The organism is Salegentibacter sp. UBA1130 (assembly GCF_002311535.1).
Lineage (GTDB): Bacteria > Bacteroidota > Bacteroidia > Flavobacteriales > Flavobacteriaceae > Salegentibacter > Salegentibacter agarivorans.
The window spans coordinates 37,584-55,407 of the sequence record NZ_DCAP01000020.1; the positions used below are offsets into that span (position 1 = coordinate 37,584).

20 protein-coding genes are annotated in these 17,824 nt (G+C 35.3%); 9 read left to right on the forward strand and 11 right to left on the reverse strand.

Annotation, left to right across the window (positions count from 1 at the left end; genetic code table 11):
* Nucleotides 1-174: 174 nt before the first annotated feature.
* The 3 genes from B4F31_RS05580 (at nucleotide 175) to B4F31_RS05590 (ending at nucleotide 2,006) form a co-directional block, all read left to right on the forward strand.
* Entirely contained in the window at nucleotides 175-666 is a 492-nt protein-coding gene (locus B4F31_RS05580; RefSeq protein WP_286760836.1) for a hypothetical protein, read from the forward strand.
* Nucleotides 667-670: 4 nt separating this feature from the next.
* Nucleotides 671-1,468: a tetratricopeptide repeat protein gene (locus B4F31_RS05585; protein ID WP_075324736.1), complete on the forward strand. Its 798-nt coding sequence runs from the start codon at nucleotides 671-673 to the stop codon at nucleotides 1,466-1,468.
* A 64-nt stretch (nucleotides 1,469-1,532) separates the two neighbouring features.
* Nucleotides 1,533-2,006: a hypothetical protein gene (locus B4F31_RS05590; RefSeq protein WP_075324737.1), complete on the forward strand. Its 474-nt coding sequence runs from the start codon at nucleotides 1,533-1,535 to the stop codon at nucleotides 2,004-2,006.
* Nucleotides 2,007-2,206: 200 nt separating this feature from the next.
* On the opposite strand, the gene B4F31_RS05595 is transcribed toward B4F31_RS05590, so the two are convergent.
* The 3 genes from B4F31_RS05595 to B4F31_RS05605 all read right to left on the reverse strand — a co-directional run bounded on the left by B4F31_RS05595 (nucleotide 2,207) and on the right by B4F31_RS05605 (nucleotide 5,431).
* Nucleotides 2,207-3,679, reverse strand: coding sequence for a glycosyltransferase family 2 protein (locus tag B4F31_RS05595; protein ID WP_286760837.1), 1,473 nt, complete (start codon nucleotides 3,677-3,679; stop codon nucleotides 2,207-2,209).
* A 448-nt stretch (nucleotides 3,680-4,127) separates the two neighbouring features.
* Entirely contained in the window at nucleotides 4,128-5,039 is a 912-nt protein-coding gene (locus B4F31_RS05600; RefSeq protein WP_075324739.1) for a helix-turn-helix domain-containing protein, read from the reverse strand.
* Nucleotides 5,040-5,050: 11 nt separating this feature from the next.
* Nucleotides 5,051-5,431, reverse strand: a complete 381-nt coding sequence (locus tag B4F31_RS05605; RefSeq protein WP_093304166.1) for an STAS/SEC14 domain-containing protein — start codon at nucleotides 5,429-5,431, stop codon at nucleotides 5,051-5,053.
* Between the two features lie 287 nt (nucleotides 5,432-5,718).
* Here B4F31_RS05605 and B4F31_RS05610 point away from each other — a divergent pair, with 287 nt between their 5' ends.
* Nucleotides 5,719-6,552 (forward strand): RteC domain-containing protein, encoded by an 834-nt coding sequence (locus B4F31_RS05610; protein ID WP_093304216.1) that lies wholly within the window; start codon nucleotides 5,719-5,721, stop codon nucleotides 6,550-6,552.
* 252 nt (nucleotides 6,553-6,804) lie between these two features.
* The gene (locus B4F31_RS05615) at nucleotides 6,805-7,083 is read left to right on the forward strand and encodes a helix-turn-helix domain-containing protein (protein WP_394333650.1); all 279 of its coding nucleotides are present in this window, start codon (nucleotides 6,805-6,807) and stop codon (nucleotides 7,081-7,083) included.
* Between the two features lie 58 nt (nucleotides 7,084-7,141).
* Here the strand turns inward: B4F31_RS05615 and B4F31_RS05620 are convergent, their stop codons facing one another.
* The 8 genes from B4F31_RS05620 to B4F31_RS05655 all read right to left on the reverse strand — a co-directional run bounded on the left by B4F31_RS05620 (nucleotide 7,142) and on the right by B4F31_RS05655 (nucleotide 13,431).
* Nucleotides 7,142-8,116 (reverse strand): alpha/beta fold hydrolase, encoded by a 975-nt coding sequence (locus tag B4F31_RS05620; protein WP_286760838.1) that lies wholly within the window; start codon nucleotides 8,114-8,116, stop codon nucleotides 7,142-7,144.
* Nucleotides 8,117-8,572: 456 nt separating this feature from the next.
* Entirely contained in the window at nucleotides 8,573-9,127 is a 555-nt protein-coding gene (locus tag B4F31_RS05625) for a hypothetical protein (RefSeq protein WP_286760839.1), read from the reverse strand.
* Nucleotides 9,128-9,281: 154 nt separating this feature from the next.
* Complete coding sequence (locus B4F31_RS05630; RefSeq protein WP_286760840.1) at nucleotides 9,282-10,451, reverse strand: ligand-binding sensor domain-containing protein; 1,170 nt, start codon at nucleotides 10,449-10,451, stop codon at nucleotides 9,282-9,284.
* Between the two features lie 371 nt (nucleotides 10,452-10,822).
* Nucleotides 10,823-11,251 (reverse strand): DUF1801 domain-containing protein, encoded by a 429-nt coding sequence (locus B4F31_RS05635; protein ID WP_286760841.1) that lies wholly within the window; start codon nucleotides 11,249-11,251, stop codon nucleotides 10,823-10,825.
* A gap of 162 nt (nucleotides 11,252-11,413) precedes the next feature.
* Complete coding sequence (locus tag B4F31_RS05640; RefSeq protein WP_286760842.1) at nucleotides 11,414-12,172, reverse strand: nucleotidyl transferase AbiEii/AbiGii toxin family protein; 759 nt, start codon at nucleotides 12,170-12,172, stop codon at nucleotides 11,414-11,416.
* Complete coding sequence (locus tag B4F31_RS05645) at nucleotides 12,169-12,456, reverse strand: DUF6922 domain-containing protein (protein ID WP_223088911.1); 288 nt, start codon at nucleotides 12,454-12,456, stop codon at nucleotides 12,169-12,171. The genes B4F31_RS05640 and B4F31_RS05645 overlap by 4 nt, the downstream gene beginning before the upstream one ends.
* A gap of 301 nt (nucleotides 12,457-12,757) precedes the next feature.
* Entirely contained in the window at nucleotides 12,758-13,180 is a 423-nt protein-coding gene (locus B4F31_RS05650; RefSeq protein WP_286760843.1) for a type II toxin-antitoxin system VapC family toxin, read from the reverse strand.
* Complete coding sequence (locus B4F31_RS05655) at nucleotides 13,180-13,431, reverse strand: DUF6364 family protein (protein ID WP_286760844.1); 252 nt, start codon at nucleotides 13,429-13,431, stop codon at nucleotides 13,180-13,182. The genes B4F31_RS05650 and B4F31_RS05655 overlap by 1 nt, the downstream gene beginning before the upstream one ends.
* Nucleotides 13,432-14,234: 803 nt before the next feature.
* Here B4F31_RS05655 and B4F31_RS05660 point away from each other — a divergent pair.
* Genes B4F31_RS05660 through B4F31_RS05675 form a run of 4 tightly spaced genes read left to right on the forward strand, consistent with a single transcriptional unit; the run spans nucleotide 14,235 to nucleotide 17,823 of the window.
* Nucleotides 14,235-14,522 (forward strand): hypothetical protein, encoded by a 288-nt coding sequence (locus B4F31_RS05660; RefSeq protein WP_075324752.1) that lies wholly within the window; start codon nucleotides 14,235-14,237, stop codon nucleotides 14,520-14,522.
* A 26-nt stretch (nucleotides 14,523-14,548) separates the two neighbouring features.
* Nucleotides 14,549-14,833, forward strand: coding sequence for a hypothetical protein (locus B4F31_RS05665; RefSeq protein WP_286760845.1), 285 nt, complete (start codon nucleotides 14,549-14,551; stop codon nucleotides 14,831-14,833).
* Nucleotides 14,820-17,243: a TraG family conjugative transposon ATPase gene (locus tag B4F31_RS05670; protein ID WP_286760846.1), complete on the forward strand. Its 2,424-nt coding sequence runs from the start codon at nucleotides 14,820-14,822 to the stop codon at nucleotides 17,241-17,243. Before B4F31_RS05665 ends, B4F31_RS05670 begins: the two co-directional genes overlap by 14 nt.
* A complete protein-coding gene (locus B4F31_RS05675) occupies nucleotides 17,230-17,823 on the forward strand; it encodes a conjugal transfer protein (protein WP_198036127.1) in 594 nt (197 codons plus the stop codon). Before B4F31_RS05670 ends, B4F31_RS05675 begins: the two co-directional genes overlap by 14 nt.
* Nucleotide 17,824 lies beyond the last annotated feature (1 nt).

Consider the following 17,824-nt stretch of genomic DNA (forward strand, 5'->3'; position numbering starts at 1 on the left):
AGGGTGCATCCTTTCTCTTATAGTTTTACAGATGGGCTATTTATTTGGAAAAGCATTTTATCATTTTACTCATAATTAAGAGCATCAATTTCCGGCTAAGCTTCAATTATAATTTGTCCCGTTCAATACTCTCTTCTGTATGTCATTTTTCATAATATACTTTAAACTTTACTATTGAAGAATAAAACCAACCTTTTCTTATTCACAAGTTTAGTAGTCTCATTTATGCTAACCGGATGGCTGTTTTATCTATCCGGGAAGCGAGTTGGAGATCTTACCGTAGATAAAGAGCAGGATGGTAATTTTCAGGTTTGCAATGAGGATAAAATATTTCAATATTACAATCTGGACACAGATTATAAAGGAGGAAAAAAAGCAATAAAAAAAGAAATTTTCAATGAGCTGGAAGGCTTAGATTTTAATAATCCTGGCTTAATAACAGTTCGTTTTATCGTGAATTGTAACGGGGCCACAGGCAGGTTTCGCTATAAATCAACTGATTTAGATTTAAAAGAAATAAAAGTTAATAGCGAAAATATTAAAAAAATAAAATCTGCGGTATTATTACTACAGCACTGGAACTCTCCGGAAGAAAATAGGATCTTCGATAGTTATTATGTTTTAAATTTCAAAATCAGGAATAATAAGATCTTAGATATATTTTAAGCGGATGAAAAGATTTTTTAAAATTCTCAAATTGGTTGTCGCCTCCCTGCTTACACTTTATTCTGTGATAATTATTTATTTCCTGTTGTTTTCCCCGGCGGAGAAACGCTATAATATCGCCGCTGATTTACAGGGAAGTTTTCTATCCCAAAATCTATTCGAGATTTTAAAATTCCAGGATCCGGAAAATGATGAGATCTACTTTGAGCAGTCTGTAGCGTTTAATAAAAGAGGTGAATATAAAAAAGGATTTGAACTGCTAGACCAGGCTGTAGACCTAAACCCAAAGGTACACCTGGGTTACCGAGGTTATATGAAACTTCGGTTTTTAAGAGATTTTAATGGTGCGTTAAAAGATTTCACTCGGCTGGACTCCTTAACCCCTAATTTTGTTGATGCGCCCTGGGGTGAAGACATTAATTTTTTGAGGGGAGAATCGTATTTCGGCTTAAAAGATTATGAAAAGGCAAAAGCTTATTTCGAAAAAAGTATAGAAACTCAAGGGACAGATTGGGTAGATATACAGGCATACGTGTATGCAGGAATTTGTGAATATAAAATGAATAAACCGGCTGAGGCTATCGCTTTTTATCAAAAAGCCCTTGAGCAATCAAAATATACGGTTGAAGCACACTTAGGATTAGCAAATATATACCTGGAAAAACAAGATATAAAAAACGCTGAAATACATGCAGATTTAGCGCAGAAATATTACAGCTATAAAAGGAATGATGGCTATAATGAATATTTAAACGAGGTATATAAAAAAGATATTGAACTACTAAAAAAACGATTCAAATAAACTCACAGAAAAATCACTCTAAAAATTAATCAATCTAAAAATTAATCAATCTAAATACTGCAAAATGAAAATACTTAGTTTATTAGTTTTCTTACTTATAGGAATAACTTCAGTTTCCGCCCAGGAGATTGAAGCTGAAAAAGTTTTTCTGGGTTATAAGTTTACCATGAACAATAAGACCCTGGATTTTAAAGGAATGCAAAAACTTATGATCGCCGATGAACAGGCCACACGTTTAATTAAGAAAGCACGAAAAAACAATACCATTTCCACTATCCTGGGAAGTATAGGCGGGAGTTTTGTAGGAATTCCAATAGGTGCAGCGGTGGCTGGCGGAGATGCCCCCTGGGTTTTAGCAGGAGTTGGAGCAGCTTTTATTGGTGTGGCCATACCCATTTCTATCAGAGCCAATAATCAGGCGCATCAGGCCGCAGAAAGAATTAATCAGGTAAATTCATCACAACCTAATCCTTTAGTACCGGTCACCTTTAAATTCATAGGAAATCAGCAAGGGCTTGGACTGGCTTTATCATTTTAAATGACAGAGAAACCGATTCTTTTCTCTGGAAATATTCTCAAGCTTTTGCCTTAAGTTGAAGCTCCCTTCATAAGGTTTCAAAAAGAAAAAGCTGTTTGAAAATTCAAAACCTTTTCTCGAAGCCCGAAATTTCAGGTGAGATGAGATTATGCGTTTTCAAACAGCTTCTTAATTCCTAACAAATTAAAGTTAGGCCTCCTTTATTTCTTTTGCGGTAATTCACGGGTCAACCAACCTCTTTTACTGGCAGTTGCCATAGCGTAAGGTGTAATCCAGAACAAGCCAAACGTATAGAAAATACTATAGGAGTAGATCCAGAAAGATTCAGCTATATTATATTTTTTAGCATAGAAAAATGCCGGTAGACTAGAGAATATAAGGATACTCAATAGTGTTGAAGTAAGAAAAAGAACCGGATGCGCTATAAGCAGAATAAACATAATTATAATAGCAGGATAGGTTGTAAGCATATTCATCCACTGGTTTAATAATAGCAAACGTGGACCGGATTTTGAACCTGTTCTAAAGGTTTTAAATGCAAATTTAGACATCATCAGGTTTTCACGCACGTTACTTCTTTCCCAACGTGTAAACATTTTATGTAAACTGCTGAATTTTTCAGGGATATTGGTAAGCACATACGCATTCCGCTGGAATAAAACGTGGAAACCCTGTGATAAGATCATATTGGTCATGGCACGGTCTTCTCCAATATCGGTAGGTTTACCCATAAAGGTTTGGTTAATCCATTGAGGCAGACAGTTTTTTACTGCAGTGGCACGGTATGCTGCTAAGGCTCCAGGGGTACACAATACCGAACCCAGTACGCTTTGGGCGGAACGAATAAATTCAAAACTAAAGACAAAACTCACATTAAGCATTCTAGGAATAATCGCTTTTTGATTGTTTAAAACACGAACATTCCCTGCAACAGCGCCACAGTTTTTATTGGTTACAAAGGGTGAAACCAGGTTACGTAATGTATCGGTTTCTACAATAGAATCACTATCCACCGTTACGAAAACCTCGCCAGTGCCCAGGTTGAATCCTCGGTAAAGTGCATGTCTCTTTCCCTGGTTATGGGATTGCTGATAGATGGATACCCGGGTTCCAAGTTCTTCTTTTGCCAATTTCATCCAGTACCAGGTATCATCTTTACTCCCATCATCAATAGCGATTATTTGTAATTTTTCAGCAGGAAAATCACTGTTCACAAGACTTTTTAAGGTTTCATAAACCTGTTTTCCCTCGTTATAAGCTGGGACGATTATAGTAGAAAAAGGTAATTGGGCATCTGGGACTGAATTTATAGGTTTGTATTTAAAAAATAGTCTCGCCAGGTAGGTTAGAAAACCGAGCCTGAATAACAACAGAAGCCCTGCGATTATTAGCAGTACACTACCCCCGAGAGTATTTCTCCTACTTAGGTTAATCTCCCGGAAATCGGCATGAAAAAAATAAAAAGATAAAGCTGCCGCTATAAATAATAAGAATGTTCCTGCAATGATGAACAGGTGTCTTTTTGTAAAGCTTGCTTTTTTATAATCGGATGTATTGGTATTATTCTCTCTTACAGTCTTTGCTTTTTGATGCAACGCCTTTTTGGAGTTCGTCTTCTTCTGATCTTTAAAAACCTTTGGTTGAGCGGGGGATAAATCAACATTAGATATCATACTGTTTCTGTTTTTTATTTAACTTTCAGCCTATTAGTTTCTTTTAGCACCTAAACCATAATAGTCCTGTAGTATTTTTTTAGATCAAAGCAAGATCTATACCCGGACAATAACTGCTGAAAATGAACCAATTACCAAATACCTATGGTGAATAAAATGGGGTGAATATGGGAATGTTGGGGAGAAAATCTACATCAAAACAAAATCTTTTAAGAAAATCACCCTGCCAATTATTCAAAGTTTGCAGCTGGTTCAATTAAATAATTAATTACAATCGCCTTATTCCTGGCTTCTTGGCTTGGAGTCCGATATAACCAGTTTTAATAGTACACTGATTTTGACCTTGAGAACAGAACCTCTAAGGCTTACTTAATCTAGATTCTATTAGCCGCTAAGAGATATTTCTAAACGACCCAGAGTGTCGGATCGGTATAAATCCAGATATATTTTATGTGTTACGAGTGATTTTTTTATAGAATCTAGGAGTTAATTGAGTGAACTTTTTAAAACTCTTCGAAAAATGGGGATAGGAACTAAAACCCATCTTATTTGAAATTTCAGTTAAGGAAAGATCTGTATTTTCTATGAGTATTTTACATTTCCGAATGCGCTGCTTGTTGTAGTACTGAGTGGGAGTACAACCAAAAACTTCTTTGAAACCGTTTTTTATTTTATATTTATTGGTATTAAAGAGGCCTGCTAACTGATCTAACGTTTTTGGAGGCTCTTCCAAATGGTGCATAATATAGATATGGATTTCGTGAAATAGTTTTTGATCCCATCTTGAATAGGTTTTTATTTCAGAATTCTCGGGAAGTTCTGAGAAAAAATCCTCGGTGGTATCCATAAGGTAAGAAGTTACAGTATATTTTTCATCCCTCATACCGGTTAGCCTGGAGATTACAGTATGTAAATCAATTTTCAAAAGTTCATCAAAATGATATTCCAGGGTAATATTAAAAGATTGTTCATTTCCTTCTAAGAATTCCGTTATTTTTTTGGTCCATCTATCTTGAGATTTTTTGATTAACAATTCATAAAATGGTTTGTCAATAATAGTATTGGGATCAATTACAATATTATCAGGATGTGTATAACTATAATCCACCACCTTTAGATTTTCATCTAATAAAAAGGTAGCTGTACGAATCATCATAATTTCGGTTTGCCGGTTAAGCAACAAAAATTGATGTCGTTTCCTGCGTAGTTCTTCTGCCGTTTGATTTACATAAGCATTGAGCCCTTCGAGCTCATCCCTGTGGTGAGTTCTTTTTATTTGATAAGCAAAATTACCTTTTGCCATTTCAGTAAGCATACGGTATATACCACGTAAATTTACCCTATTAAATACACGTTCCATAATTGTAGGTTTTAATTAATACTTCTTTGGCTGTATGGCTTTAGAAATTGTATTGCCTGGTTTCTATCGTTGAATACTTGAATGGGTATTTGGTGATTTAGAGTTTGAATATAGAATTCGGTAAGGCGGAGCGCCACTGGAGAGGTTACATAAAATGCTAAAGCTTTTATAAAAAGAGCACCTTCCTGAGCAAGGTAGTGCCTGGCATCTGACTGAGAATCAATCCGACCGGAAAGCTTACAACAAACGGGATATTCCTTGTTATGCTGAAATCCCATTCGCTCTTGCACAATCCTTTTTGCTACTTTTAAAGTGAAAATTAGATCCTCCTTATAATCTACGAATAGAATGCCATCAACAATACAATATTTACCATACTTACCTTCAAACATCAACGGGGGGATTTTCGTTTAAGTAGGGTTTTTTAAGCGAATACTTGGAAAAACCAGCTTATTCAACTCAAATATAAAAGATAAAGGTCAGAAATACTTATACATTTCAACAGTGAACTTGTGAATTTCATTAATTTTTGACTTTTTTTTATTTTTTTGAATAGCTAACTGATATAATTTGAGTTAATTTAATGACAGATGAGGATTTACCCTGTACCAATTCCTTAAACAAACCAAACTTGAAAATAGCCCAACAACGATTTTATTTATTTTCATTTACTACCAGTATGTTTGAAAAGGACATGGAGACATTTAGTGAAAACATCGAACGCTTAATTCATTCGGGGAAAACCGAGCTGAAAATGGCTGATGACGGGATAAGGTTGTGCATCCAAACCTTATCAAAACTTCAAAAACAGGTTGATAAAGAAGACTTTGAGGATACCCAGACGGAGATTGAGTTTTTCAAAAATATCAAACCCATACCCATGAGTTACCTGATTTATTTCACGGAAGTTCGATCCTGTGAACTAATGTTGCCCAAGGCTGGTGATTCTCATAAGGTTCGGTATTTAGAAAAAGAAATTAAAAAAATTAATAAGTTCTTTTCCGCCAACAATCGTTTTGTGAATTATATGGAACAAAACAAAAATTACCTCGACTTCGAATTTTTTAGCCGGGAAGGGAGGAGAGATTTTTCCTTTAGTCCCGTTATAAATTATTATCAGAATCCCGAGTTTTCGACTACTCATGATATGTTATGGTCCAAGGTGCAAGCCCTTTACCGCTATATCCATTATATTAGGGAGAAACTAGAATTGATTCAACCCGGTAGCAACAGTAATTTTCGAAAACGTCAACCCAATTTACTGGTATGGTCGGGCTGTAAAATTTCACTGGCAGAAGTAATTTATGCCCTATACCATGCAGGAGACATTAACCATGGAACTGCAGATCTCAAGACCTTATTCTCTGTCTTTGAAGATGTCTTTAATATCAAATTTGATAATTTTTATAAAACCTACGGGGAAATGAAAGCCCGAAAAGATCCGCGGGCAAAATACCTCCTTGAAATTGCTACTAACCTGGAAGCCAAAATGCGCAGAGAGGATGACAAATAATTTTCGAAGTATCTTCTTACTACAAAAAACCAGTAAAGCATTATTTCTTATTGCATCTTAAGGCTAATTTCATAACACCTGATCTTTAATTTCAACATTTCTTATTGAATGTGGTTAAATGTTAAAGTTTTTCGTACTACGAAGAATATGGGGAATTATTTCCCTGAAACATTCTCATTTTTATAGAACAATTATTATTAAACCGGGCCAGGAATTATAATTGCTATTCCCAGCCATAAAAAGTGTTCTATTATGTCAACACCAATTACCAGAGATGATCTTCAGGATTTTAAAATGGAGCTACTCAGAGACATTAAACAGCTGCTTAACCAACAGAAATCAACTAAATTAAAAAAGTACTTAAGATCGTCAGAAGTTATGGACTATTTACAAATCAGTCCAGGGACACTTCAGAATTTACGGTTAAACGGTACACTTCCCTATATCAAAATTGGCCGTATCATTTATTACGAACCAGCGGAAGTCCAAAAAGTAATGGAGAAGAATCGTATACTAAATTTAGGCCTATAAAAAGTTTTATTCTTATTAGCCTGCAAGCTGCCTAATGAATGGAACACTGAGTAAACCTTCAACTTCGGTTTTCCTGTCTAAGTGTTTCTGCCATTGAAAGTAATTTCTCATTAATAATTTCGGCATTTTCTTTTTTTGTAATTATGGAACCGTGATTTGCATCCATATAAAATTGTTTTCCTCTAGTCGATAGTTCTTTCAGTTCTTTTTGCATCTTGAACCATATCTTAGGATCACCATACTGTTTATTCGCTGTAAAAACCAAGACAGGTAAGGAATCTAAATTCTTTGCTCTACCTGCTCGTAAAAGAATATCATCATTTATCTTATTTTCTTTTACATACCTACGATAAACATCCCCTGAATATGAAGTCAGATCCAGTTTACGATCCTTGGCATCTTTTGGTAGGTGTTTATCTATAGATTTTGGATTAGTTATTTCATAATATGCTCCCGTTATTCCCATATCAGAAAGTATTGCAACAGATTTTATTAAGAATACTTGATTTTCATCAAACATTTCATTTGCTGCCAATCGTTCCCATTGTTCGGGATGACTCGAATCCAGGAAAACCATTCCTTTTACTTCATTTGGGTACAGGTCTCGGAATATTAGATTATAAGGACCACCCATAGAGTGACCTGCCAAAATATATGGTGGTTTTTCACCATTTTTTTCTAGTAATTTATGTAATTGGCGCGCATAAAATTCCGGGGTAATACTGTCTTTACTCGATTCGCTAAACCATTTTCCTTCTCTGTCATAGCGCACAACTCTCATATCCTTTTTCAATCCTTCTGCAACCCAATGAAATACATCTGTATCACCACCTGCACCTGATTCAAGGACAAGGGTTGGTAAATCATTCTTTTCACCCTCTGCTCTTATATGAAGTTTTGTTCCATCAACATCAACTAATTTCCCTGGTGGAAGTGGTTTTGAACTAAATAAACGGAAAGCCAATCCTGATATCAATAACAGTATTAGAAGTCCTGCTAAAATTTTACCAGTCCATTTTAAAATTTTCTTCATCGAAAGCTTTCTTTAAAATTTTTCAAGGTTTACGTGATGCAAGTTATTAAATTAGGGATGTGTATTTGGCGAATCAGCCGTTTATATTCCAGATTTCGAAATTTATTTTTTTCCTCAATAGCCCTATTGCAATAAATCTTTGTCATAGAATTTTTTTTACAAATTTTTCTTTTTTTCAAATGTATTTCGGCCAACGGTATATGCATAAGCTGATGCTCAAAGAAATTGAATATTTAGATCTCTAAATGCACAATCCGGTGAAAACGGACACTCATTCCGCTGGAAAGCGGACAGTGATTCCGGAATAAAGCGTGACTTGTATAAAAACTGTGCGAGAGGGAGAGCCGGATAGTCTGCAGAACAATCCATTAAGCAAGCGAGCAAGGTGTTTCGACTTACGACCAAATTAAGCATCTTTGTTTTTACACAACTTTGTTGGCACCTGGCTTTTATAAGTCATAACTCCCGATTTCCTTGCCCTATTTTATGCTTTGCCTTTCGACCTCCCATATTCGTAGCATAGCCAATAATTATCTCTGATTTCTCCATTCCTTCTTCTTTAAAACTTAAAAACACAGAGCAATCATTATTTATTGAAATCCATACAGTTTTACTTTCTCCAGGATCCAATTCATCAATCATTTTCGATTCGCAGCCACTAATATTTATGTCCGTTAATTTTGAATCAGTTGGATTGACTAAAGTCAATCTGATGGTATTTAGAAGAATTAGCATTATCCAGAAGTAAAAAACGGCAACTGGAATATTTAGCAACATAATTCCAATATTTAAAAATAGCTTTTTCCTTAAAATTCTATTGTTAATTGCTTCTACTAATGATGCTATGAATACACCAATATTGACTATAACTATTAAAAATACAGAAATATAACCTATAAGAAGTAGTTCAGCTTTTTCGGTGAAAAAGAAAAGTCCGATTAAGACCGACCCAATGATAAACGATAGCAGAGCTACAGTTCTACCTATCCGTTCCTTTTTTAAATACTTCATTTGTTTTTAGCTTGGTGCCCACGACCCGTATAAAAATTGTTCGAGCTGGCGAGTATGTTTGTCAACAGGACAATCAGGCGTTGCAAGGGAGCACGGAGTTTCGATGTAAGAACTAATTTAGCTTTGTTTTTATACACTGGTGCAACAGTTATTTTTACTTTGTCCAAGATTCTTTATCCGAGACATCCGTTATTGCTTTTCCATCATACAGGCTTATTCCTTCCCAGGTGCTAAACCAAATTTGCCCTTTTTTATCTTCATAAATGATTTGGATTGTATTTGTGGCTAGTCCGTCTTCTACTGTAAATAGGGTAAAATCTTTTCCGTTATAACTATATACACCATAATTTTCTGCGGAAAACCAAATATTACCGGCTCTGTCTTCACAAAAGTTATAAGTTTCTAAGCCCATTATTACTCCTTCTTTTGTGAAGTTTGTAAACGTCTTACCGTCAAATTTACTTACACCTCCATAAAAAGTTCCTATCCAAATATTTCCTTGACTATCTTCAAAAAGGTCAGCCACATTATTGTCGGTCAGCCCATTTCCGGTGGTGAAAAATTCATATTGATTACCATTGAATTTGGTGATGCCGTAACTATCATTAACAAACCACAAATGTCTATTTTTATCAATTAAAATATCACTGATTCTATTTTTAGATAGCATAGGGTCGGGATTTGGAACATTAGGCTTCGGTACTTCGAGAGTTTCAAAATTATTCCCGTCAAATTTACTAGCACCGCTTACTGTGCCAATCCAAATTGTCCCCGTATTGTCCACTTCAATTGCCCAAACTTCATTGTCAATTAGTCCGTCATCTATTGTGTAATTAGTAAATTCTTTTCCATTGTATTTTGTTAAACCATTTGATGTTCCAAACCAAATATTCCCAATTTTGTCTTCGGCTATAGCTCTTACTGCATTTCCACCTATTCCATCTTTTGAAGTATAGTGAATAAGGGAATTATTATCATAGACAAGAATACCATCGTGGTTAGTTCCAAACCAATAATTTCCTTTTTTATCTTGATAAATTTGCCATACAAATTCACTAACTGACCCATTTAAAGTAGAGTGCTGTTTTGAGTTCCTGTAAATGAGAGGTTGATGTTTTTCTATGTTTGATTGACTAGAATTAACTTTTTTGTTGTCTTTATTCTCTGTTTCTTGTCCCTTGCAAGAATTAGCCAAGGTAATTAGAAGCATCATACTTAATAATCTTGTAGTTAGATTCATAATAAAATCAAATATTTTTATTCTGCTTTCTAATCGTTGCCAACCTCTCGTCCTATGAAAAGCAATAATCGGCTTCTCTTCCAAATTTAATATTTGAAACTTTTTATTTCAATAGCTTATATTCTTAACGCGTTAAATTTTTGATGAAGCTCATCTTCACTAGAAATTGAATGCAAAATAGTCAATGCAAACATTTCCTGTTCTTTACTAATGGTTATATATTTTTGAGTAAAGCAATATTCCGGCTAACGTTTTAGCAATATGTACTCCGTGTGGTATGATTAGGTAGCCAGCGAAATACTTAACGTATTAAGCACTTTTCCACCCCCCTCTCGGAACCACTGGTGACTATTTCGATGTCAAGAGGCTCTAATCCGACTGGTACGTGCGGTGTATTCCGCCAGTTTCTGGCGGAGCCATCTACTTAATTAGCCACTAGCTTTTTTTATTCAACTTCAAATTCCCAGCGTAATTTGTTCTTTTACTTTATGATAGATCAAGGAAGCCTTAATACATTCCTTTAATTCTAATTCTGGAATTTTCTGGTTTAATTCAAAGACAATTGTTCGTTTTCCCTCGTATTGAAATTTGTGATTAAAAACTACCCTGAAAGTATCAACCAACCTACTCGTGCATTGGAAATACATTACATACTGGTCAGGTGTTTTTTCTTTCCAATCCATTCGCAAAGTACTGCCGTTTTTAGTAACAAAGCTGGGTTCTCCCCATTTCAATGTTTCTTCTAAAACATTTATACCTTCGGTTTCTTCTGCTGTTTCAATTACCAATTCACGCAGATATTGCATTTTATCCCGAACAAAGTCAGGATAACTCGCAAAAACTGTCTCTACTTTAGGATCTGTCTTTATTGTCAATTTACCCATTTGATTAAATTTTTTATACCTCTATAAAATTCTACTTCCTATGCATATGTTGTATTTACTTATTCACAAAGGATTAGGGCGTTTGTGCGGTACGAGTGTTGTACAAATTTTAAGAATTAAAAAAAATCAAAGTCTTGAAAAAGTAAAGTATAGTTGCCCTCTCTATCGTATTCTAGATTTTGGGAATTCAATATTTAAAAATCTACATAATTCTCTTAAGCGCATTCTAAATTGGAGTTTTGCTGTTTGCCAAGTAACCGCATTATCCATTTTTAAAATATTATCGTGCGAATGCATCATCTTATCTTTACTTACTTTATAATTGCTGTCAAAAAGTAATAATAACAAAGGATTATCTATTACCGATTCTTCAGTATCGATATCAAAGATATTTTGGTTTTCTTTCTTGTTGAATTGCTTGTATTTCTCCTGTAAATCTTCATACAGCCTTATAAGTGATATTTCTTCCGTAATATAATATAAATCGTAAATATCTTTTTTTGTTGGACGACTGGATGCACTCATTAACTTAAATAAACCAATATCCCTTACAGAAAACAAACGTAAACATTCTATTGTTTCTACAGGATCTACAGCTTTCATATTTTGAATAAGATCTACCTTTATGGTTACACCATCTTTCTGAACAAAGAAACGTAAAAAAGTAAACTGATCACTTAACTTCATTGGATCCATAAAGTTAATGGCCTTATTTCCAAAATGGTTTTCTACTTCTTGTTGAATTTCTTGAAAACCTTCAAACCCAATAATTTCTGTACAAAATAAATCGATATCTATCGATTCTCGATGATCATAGCGAACAGCTAAGTTTGTTCCTCCTGCCAAGGCAAAGGACTGTAAACTTCTTAAGCTTTGTAATTCCTTTATGGTTTGATAAAGTACCGGACTTACGGCTTTCATAGCGAGTAACGGAGAAAAGGTTTTGCGTTATAACGTTTAGTTACCAACACACATATTTCATTACTAATACGTTCTTTGGTATTTCTAAGAATACTAATAATTTCTTTTTTGGAATAGATTTCTTCTAATCGTTGAATATCATTCTCGAACGTAGCTTGAGTTGTGGCAAATAAAGCCCTGGGAATGATAATAGCCTTATCTTCTTTAACCGATAATCTACTGGCATCCATATCCCAAAATAAGTGCTTAGGGAATTTCTTTGCTATGTTAACCTGTTTGCGCACGCTTTTAATTTGTTACAAAGATACAAAATAGTAAAGTAATGCTATTGCGCTTGTTCATAATCTGCTATTAAATCTGATAACAGGTTTAATTCAATATAGTCAGGAGCTTTCAATAAAAAAACGATCCTTCTGGGTGTAATGGGAGACCTATGCTAGTGTCACAATGCAATGTTTGTACTTCATAGCCAGGAAATTTTGCTTTCTCATTTCGGGTATGTGTAACCAAAGCCTTTCCTCGCTGAGTTCTAACTTCAAACAAAAAATTCAGCCCTGGCCTATCGGCGGGTCGAATACTTAATTATTAGCCACTGGCTTTTCCTTTCAGATATGTTTCGGGAGTTAATACAGCTAATTTACTTTTCTTAAAATCCTTTATGTTTCTGGTCAGAATAATATTTATTTTTTCATTTTTAATAGCAGAAAAATTTTGTAATGCATCTTCAAAATCTTTAAATTCTGAATTAAGAGCATCTAAAACAACTTCTTTGTTCATTTCTGTAATTTCTATTATGCTTAAAAGTTGTTTTATTTTTTCTATTATCAATTGATGTTTTGCTGTTTTTCCTAATAAATAGTAAACATTGCAGATTATAACCGGAGTGGTAAATCCGTTTATTTTTTTCTCTTCGCAGCGGTTTAAAATTTCTGTTGCGAATTCGGCGAATGGTTCACGGTCAAAAAAGAAATCCAGTATTACATCAGTATCGATTAAAACGCTATCCATTATAGATACTTTTTTTCTAATCGGTTTCTAAGTTCTTTTTTATAATCCATATTCTTTGGCATTTTAAAAGAACCTTTCAAAGATTTTACGACTGGATTTAATTTTTTCATATCCGTGGCTCTTTCTTCTTTGGTTAAAATCTTTAGATAATTTTCGATAATATCGGACAAACTCCTGTTTTTATCTTTAGCGTATTTTTTAGCTCTCTCGATAATTTCTTGTTCTATAGTCAAAGTGAGTTTTGTGTTCATTTTTCTTATGAATTAAGGAATTAATAAAACAAAGATAGGAAAATAACTTGTAACACGTGCTATTTTTAATTTAATTACACGTCCTGATCAGCTTGTAGCTAACATACCGATAAATGTCATATTACATTTATTAGCAAATAAACCTAAATGTGACATCTATTATAACTTTAAGGATGTTCTCTCCTCTGTCATCTACCCTAAACCTGAAATTTTAAAATTTAATAATTGAAAAATTCAGTTTTGAGTAAGCATTTCAATTATATATCACTCTATTTGGAACAGCAGTGGATTTGTGAATGACTATTTTGCTCAATTAATACGTTGAATTAAAGTGTATTTGACTCTTGTATCTTCAAAATAATACCCAATCTGGGTACTAAGGATCACTCAAGTACACCAGCATTGTCATTAGCTAAAACCCAATTCCAAAAGAATCGAAGAACATTGATTAACCTCTCGAGAAATCGGAGAATTGAAAAACTTCACACTATAATAGCAAACTCTATTACTTGTGAAGGGTAGCCTTAAATGAAAAATCGCGGTTCTTGTCCCGGAAAAAATATTTTTCTAGCAGTAGAAATTACAAATTTGACGTTTTTACTCTCTTCCTCCATTCCCATATTTAAAGTTATCAACAGCCCTCTTCCAAATTTTCATAGAATTTAATATCAAATAACAACATTTAAAATCATTAGACATCAAAGAATATTTTATTAACAAATATCTGATTTACAGATACTTAACTGCTTAAATTCCTAATTTTCTCATAACGAAAACGAGTCAATAATTTAAAACTATCCGTTATGAAAAAATCAACCTTCCTGGCAACTTCTTTCTTGTTGCTCTCAACAAACCTTTTTGCGCAGATCGGTGGGATCGAAGATTCCGTAGCAGAAATTTCAGATACGATCAGGAATATATTCCCAATAGTACTGGGAATAATCTTTCTGGTTGGCTTCCTATTTAACATTGGTCATTTCTTCGGTGAAAATTCCGATATGAAAAAAGGATTGACCAGGGTACTCATTTTTGTACTGATCTCGGGAACAGTAGTGGGCATCTTCTCCTACTTGATCACCATAGTTGTATAAACCTAAAAAGTAATCTGAAAGAAATTATGAAAAAATACGAACCTTATAGGAACATTCGAAAAGGCGCCGTGATCTTTGGACTAAGCCTTCCCCTATTTGCACTGATGATGATGTGTGTAATTGCCAGCTTACTGGTTATTATTTTCTCATTTAGTTTAGGGGTCATTCTAAGTGGGCTGGTATTTAATGTGGCCCTATATATCGGGCTGCTTCGCTTAAACAGACTCATAGAGTTTTTCCAAATGACCGGAGTCTTTTCCAAAATCATCAGTAACAAAAGAAATTCAAATATCAATTATGAACAAGATTAAACTTTCCTCCCACTGGCCTATTGGGGATATCCAGGACAACAGCATTTTTGCCAACAATGGTAACGTGGTAATGTGTTATGAGATGACCCTTCCCGAAATCTACTCTTTATCCGAAAAAGATTTCGAAGACCTGCACACAGTCTGGCACCAGGCTCTTAAATCACTACCGGTGGGTACGGTGGTACACAAGCAGGATATTTACACCAAACAAGCTTATAATAGTGAAGCTTTACCGAGAGACACCTTTCTGGAAAAAACTACTCACGATTATTTTAAAGGAAGGCAATATTTAGAGCATCGCTCCTACCTATTCTTTTGCCTCACGAAAAACAAAGCTTTAAACCATGTAAAATATGTAAACCCCTTCAGAAAAATTTCCAGCAGTGCCCTCCGGGAGTGCGATGCTAACCTGCAAGGTTTTATGCAATCGGTACGTGATTCGGTTTCCTTTCTGGACAATAGCCGTAGGTTTTCGCTTAAGAAATTAAGCGCGGCAGGAATTATCAAACTGACCCAAAACTATTTCAATGGTTTTAATGAAGGTTTCGATACGGATATATTACTGGAAAATAAAAATATAACTATTGGCGGTAATCATTTTGATGCCCTGGCCATCAACAGTGAACTGTGCTTTGGCGAAAGAGTACAGAGTAGCAAAACCAATGAGAAATTCACTTCAGACGATTTTGTATTTCATCAGGGGTTTATTGATGGCATAGGGCTTACGCTAAATGAAAACCATATTGTCAACCAGGTGCTGTATTTGGATGACAAACACAAATGGCGCAAACTCCTCGATAAAAAAATAGAGGAACTCAGCAAGAGCTCCAATTTTGGATCCCAGAACAAGGTGGTTCTGGGTAAGATCCAGGAGATTTTGGAAAAGATCAATAAAGATGATAATGCCCGGATCATACGAGGCCATCTCAATATTATCTATTGGGGCAATGAGCTTTCGAACCTGGAAGGTATTCGATCTAAAATTAAATCTGAATTTAAAGAGCTTGATATTACACCATATTATCCCAGGGGAGAAGAACGCAAAAACTATATTCTCAATAGCTATTGCTGTTTTTCTTCGAATTTCTCCAACGAGGATCTTTATGTTACCGACCTGAAACACGCGTTATGCCTACTGATTAATAACACGAATTATAAATCAGACAATACTGGGATTATTTTTAATGACAGGGAGCATAATATCCCGGTAGTAAAGGATGTTTGGGATGAGCATAAAAAGCGCATCAAGGCACGGAATTTTGCCATCTTCGCTCCTACCGGGGAAGGTAAATCCTTTTTAGCCAACAATATCCTGCGCCAGTATTTCGAAAGTGGGGTTCGCCTGGTCATTATCGACTTGGGAGGATCTTATACTAAGCTTGCTAAACTCTACCCGCAGGCATATACCGTACTGCGATATGAGAGTGGTAAGAATTTAGGGATCAACCCATTTTACAGCTACAATTCCGAAGAATTAAGTCCGGAACACCTGGAAGATCTTTCCGTGTTTTTATTTGAACTCCTGGCTTCTGATTTAAAAATTAGTAAGGTACAATCCGTTTCTATAAAGAAAATCCTTCGGCATTACTATAAAATTACCGCTGAAAACCACTCCCTGGAGAGCTTCTACAATTTTATCGAGCAACATCAAAAGACTTTGCTCGACACCCTTAAAATCCATCCCGACTACTTCAATATCACAAATTTCCTGCACGTGTTATCGGAGTATGTCGGAGATGGTCTATATAGTTTTCTCTTCGAAGGAAACCAGGACCAAAGCTTTAAGATCGAAGACAAACGCCTTATCATTTTCGAACTCGATGAAGTAAAAGATAATAAGGAAATTCTTTCAGTGATGCTCAAGCTCATCAAATCGGCTATCCAGCGTAGCATTTGGAAAAACCGGGCGGAAAAAGGCATCATCCTCTTCGATGAGTTTGCCAAACAATTAAAATTTGAAAATGTCCTGGAGAGTGTGGAGTTTTATTACCAGGCCATTCGTAAACAAAACGGGGCCATAGGGATCATCCTACAATCCATAAATCAACTTCCCGGAAACACCACTTCGGCCAGTATTCTGGAAAATACCCAGGTCATCTATAGTCTTAATAATGAAAAAGGATATGATGAGCTAGTTCGAAGGCTACATCTTTCCAGTCACGATCTCAACCAATTAAAATCGATTAAGAACAAGCTTTCCGGACAGCGAAAATATACCGAGATATTTATCAAAATCGGCAAAGAAAGCAACATTTTCAGATTAGAAGTACCGCCGGAAGTCTATGCCGCCTACCTCACTGACGGGTCCGAAAATACCGTTATTATGGACAATTTTAAACTGACCGGAGATATGGAAGCAGCTATCAAAGGATTTGTAAGCGCAAAAATGAAACAAGATGCAATCCATTAGAATAATCAGACACAGAACATTGATCATTACCACGGCATTAGCGCTATTATTGCCTGCAAGCGCTGCCTGTCAGGGGATGCCGGTTTATGACAATACCAACTTTGTAAGCCTTGTAAAATCTTTGGTAGAATCAGCCAAACAAACCGCAAACCTGGTTAAGACCGTTAATTTTCTAAAAGCTCAAAAAGAAAATATTGAGAAGGTCAATAGTGTGATCCGCGACTTACAAGCCGTTCGTGAGATTGGCCGCAATAATGAGCGGCTCATCGCAGTAATGCAAAATGACCTTCGGGATATTTTGGACTCCCCTTATATCAAACCGGGTGAAGTCACTAAAGTCACAGAATCATTTAATAGTGTAGTAGAAAACTCTCTGGCAACTCTGGATTTTATCGATGAGATCTTATCGAGTGACCACTTAAAAATGAGCGATGCCGAAAGGGCTGAAGTCTTAAAACAAAAAGAACTGGAGTCCAAAGAGATGGTCACCGATGTACGCCTGAAGACAAAACGATACCGGGAAATCATTTCCTTTCGGAAAATGCAGGATAAGATCAATAACCGGGAAACCACTTATTAAA

Coding starts and splice junctions, on each gene's coding strand:
- B4F31_RS05640 (WP_286760842.1), bottom strand. CDS start 12,172: ATGAAAGCCGTAAGTCCGGTACTTTATCAAACCATAAAGGAATTACAA.
- B4F31_RS05650 (WP_286760843.1), bottom strand. CDS start 13,180: ATGGATAGCGTTTTAATCGATACTGATGTAATACTGGATTTCTTTTTT.
- B4F31_RS05660 (WP_075324752.1), top strand. CDS start 14,235: ATGAAAAAATCAACCTTCCTGGCAACTTCTTTCTTGTTGCTCTCAACA.
- B4F31_RS05635 (WP_286760841.1), bottom strand. CDS start 11,251: ATGGGTAAATTGACAATAAAGACAGATCCTAAAGTAGAGACAGTTTTT.
- B4F31_RS05585 (WP_075324736.1), top strand. CDS start 671: ATGAAAAGATTTTTTAAAATTCTCAAATTGGTTGTCGCCTCCCTGCTT.
- B4F31_RS05620 (WP_286760838.1), bottom strand. CDS start 8,116: ATGAAGAAAATTTTAAAATGGACTGGTAAAATTTTAGCAGGACTTCTA.
- B4F31_RS05665 (WP_286760845.1), top strand. CDS start 14,549: ATGAAAAAATACGAACCTTATAGGAACATTCGAAAAGGCGCCGTGATC.
- B4F31_RS05600 (WP_075324739.1), bottom strand. CDS start 5,039: ATGGAACGTGTATTTAATAGGGTAAATTTACGTGGTATATACCGTATG.
- B4F31_RS05595 (WP_286760837.1), bottom strand. CDS start 3,679: ATGATATCTAATGTTGATTTATCCCCCGCTCAACCAAAGGTTTTTAAA.
- B4F31_RS05605 (WP_093304166.1), bottom strand. CDS start 5,431: ATGTTTGAAGGTAAGTATGGTAAATATTGTATTGTTGATGGCATTCTA.
- B4F31_RS05655 (WP_286760844.1), bottom strand. CDS start 13,431: ATGAACACAAAACTCACTTTGACTATAGAACAAGAAATTATCGAGAGA.
- B4F31_RS05590 (WP_075324737.1), top strand. CDS start 1,533: ATGAAAATACTTAGTTTATTAGTTTTCTTACTTATAGGAATAACTTCA.
- B4F31_RS05625 (WP_286760839.1), bottom strand. CDS start 9,127: ATGAAGTATTTAAAAAAGGAACGGATAGGTAGAACTGTAGCTCTGCTA.
- B4F31_RS05610 (WP_093304216.1), top strand. CDS start 5,719: ATGTTTGAAAAGGACATGGAGACATTTAGTGAAAACATCGAACGCTTA.
- B4F31_RS05675 (WP_198036127.1), top strand. CDS start 17,230: ATGCAATCCATTAGAATAATCAGACACAGAACATTGATCATTACCACG.
- B4F31_RS05670 (WP_286760846.1), top strand. CDS start 14,820: ATGAACAAGATTAAACTTTCCTCCCACTGGCCTATTGGGGATATCCAG.
- B4F31_RS05615 (WP_394333650.1), top strand. CDS start 6,805: ATGTCAACACCAATTACCAGAGATGATCTTCAGGATTTTAAAATGGAG.